2 protein-coding genes are annotated in these 2,450 nt (G+C 57.1%); both read left to right on the top strand.

What is annotated here, in order from left to right; translation table 11 throughout:
• Positions 1 to 302 precede the first annotated feature (302 nt).
• Positions 303 to 2,105 carry a thiamine pyrophosphate-requiring protein gene (locus L0H14_RS12370; protein ID WP_301421985.1) on the top strand — a complete coding sequence of 601 codons (1,803 nt, stop codon included), beginning with the start codon at positions 303 to 305 and terminating at the stop codon, positions 2,103 to 2,105.
• A 71-nt stretch (positions 2,106 to 2,176) separates the two neighbouring features.
• Positions 2,177 to 2,450, top strand: a 274-nt coding sequence (locus tag L0H14_RS12365; RefSeq protein WP_301421984.1) for an AMP-binding protein, incomplete at its 3' end; no start/stop codon positions are given.

The following is a 2,450-nucleotide window of genomic DNA, read 5'->3' as shown; positions in this document are numbered from 1 at the left end:
ATTTCCATCGCCACGATCGGCGAAGAAGTCGGCATCGCCCATGCCGAGCTGAAACAGGACCGCATTTCCAGTGTACGTGCCACGAATCCTGCGCTGGCGGTCCGCCGATTCCGCGTCGTGTCGAACGACTGACCGGCACCACACATCGTTACTCTTGGGCCGCCGGCCGGGGGCCAGTTGAGCCTCAGGTCTAGCAACAGTGTGTGCGGATACGTAGGGTAAAAAATGCCGGTCGTGATTCATCAGGTCCGGCATACAAGGATCATGAACATGCTCAATTCGGCGCCCAGGAGGGTGATGAAATGGCAACTTCAGTTAGTGATTTTATAATTGATCGGCTGATCCAATGGGGACTACACCAGTGGTACGGCTATCCAGGTGACGGGATCGGCGGTTTCGACGGCGCGATGGGTCGTGCCCAGCGAGACGGTAAAAACTTTTCTTACGTACGATCAACGCATGAAGAAGAAGCCGCGTTCATGGCCACGGCGCATGCAAAATTCACCGGCGAAGTTGGCGTTTGTATTTCTACCTCGGGCCCCGGGGCATTGCACCTGCTGAATGGTTTATACGATGCTCAGGGTGATAACGCACCAGTTGTGGCTATTGTCGGACAACAAGGTCGAGTCTCGCTGGGCAGTGAGTTCCAGCAGGAGATCAATCTTGAGCGTGTATTTAGCGACGTCGCCGTTTTTGTGCAGACCGTGACGACGCCGATGCACACCCAGCTGGTTGTTGATAAGGCTATCCGCATGGCCAAAGCGTACCGTGGGCCCGCCGTGGTCGTTCTTCCGGCTGATATCCAGAATCTTGAAATGGAAGAGCCTGCCGTTGAACATTTCGTTTCTCGCAGCGGCGTGGGCTACGTCGAAGATCGTTTGGTTCCGGACGATTCGGCGCTTGCTAAGGCCGCCGAAGTGCTGAACTCTGGTGAAAAAGTCGCGATGCTGGTCGGCCAGGGTGCTATCGGGGCAACCGATGAGGTTTTGGAGGTAGCCGAGCGTCTCGGCGCCGGGGTGAGCACGGCCTTGCTGGGGAAACAAGTTGTGCCCGGTGATATTGCCTACCACACCCAACAACTTGGTCTGCTGGGGTCTCGTCCCAGCTATGACATGATGCAAACCTGCGACACCTTACTGATGGTGGGTACGAACTTCCCTTACGGAGAGTTTTTACCTCCCACCGGGCAGGCACGGGCTGTCCAGATTGATCTGTCGCCGCGCCACCTTGGGATTCGCTATCCCACCGAGGTGAACTTGTGGGGCGATGCAAAGACGACGTTGTCGGCGCTGCTGCCGCATCTGCAACAGCATGATACGGCCTGGCAAGACTCGATCGCAGAACAGATGCGAGACTGGGACGCGGAAAATGATCGCGTGGCACAGACCAAAGCCGATCCGGTTAATCCACGCCGGGTATTTACGACGCTGAATGACAAACTGCCACAAAACGCCATCATTACCGCCGATGCCGGGAGTACCGCAGACTGGTACGGATTCCACATCAAGCTCGGCCGCAATCAGATGGGGAACCTCTCGGGCAGGATGGCCTCGATGCTTGGTGCCATGCCGTATGCCATGGCCGGAAAATTCGCGCACCCGCATCGTCCCGTGGTGTGCACCATTGGTGATGGCGCCTTCCAGATGCTGGGTATGAACGGCATGCTCACGGTCAAACGACACTGGAAAGAATGGGACAATCCCACATTTATTGTCCTAGTGGTCGATAACGGGGACCTCAACCAGGTCTCGTGGGAAATGCGGGTTGCCGGCGATCCACGCTGGGATACCGCACAACTCGTGGAATCGATGGACTATGCCGGTTACGCCGACCTGCTGGGTTTCAAAGGTATTCGGGTCGATGATCCCGACGATATAGAAGCGGCTTGGGACCAGGCTTTTGCCGCAGACCGGCCCGTGATCTTGAGCGTCAAAACGGACCCCAATACACCCCCGCTGCCGGCACACATTGCCAGCGCACAAGCCAAAGGGCTGGCGAAGTCGTTGCTGCACGGCGACCCCGACAGTGGGGAAGTCATCGCCCAGAGCGCCCGAGCAGGGGCTGCCCGACTGTTTGCCCGCATGGGATTGAAAACAGACGGATAACTCCAGCTCAGCCAAGTATGATGACGTAGGTCACATTACTTTTCGGCTGCCTCTAGGAGATAACAACGCGCATGAAATTCCCAATCTTTAATATCGACAATCCAGAGTCCCTCGAGGGGTTTGAACTGGACCACGCACTGGCACGCCGCACATCAGTGGGTGATATCCCCACGAGAGCAGCCAAGGCATACGGTGACCGCAGGGCACTTGTCGACGACCGCGGGGAACTGACATATAACCAGCTGGAAACACAGGCCAACCGGTTCGCACATGCTCTGACTGGAGTGGGCGTTGCATCTCGCGAAGCCGTTGCGGTGATGGCGCCAAACTGCAAAGAGTACATGG

Origin of the sequence: Yaniella sp. (genome assembly GCF_030453185.1) — a bacterium.
Classification (GTDB): Bacteria; Actinomycetota; Actinomycetes; order Actinomycetales; family Micrococcaceae; genus Yaniella.
The sequence above is the reverse complement of the archived record's forward strand: the minus strand, read 5'-3'. Positions and strand labels throughout refer to the sequence as shown.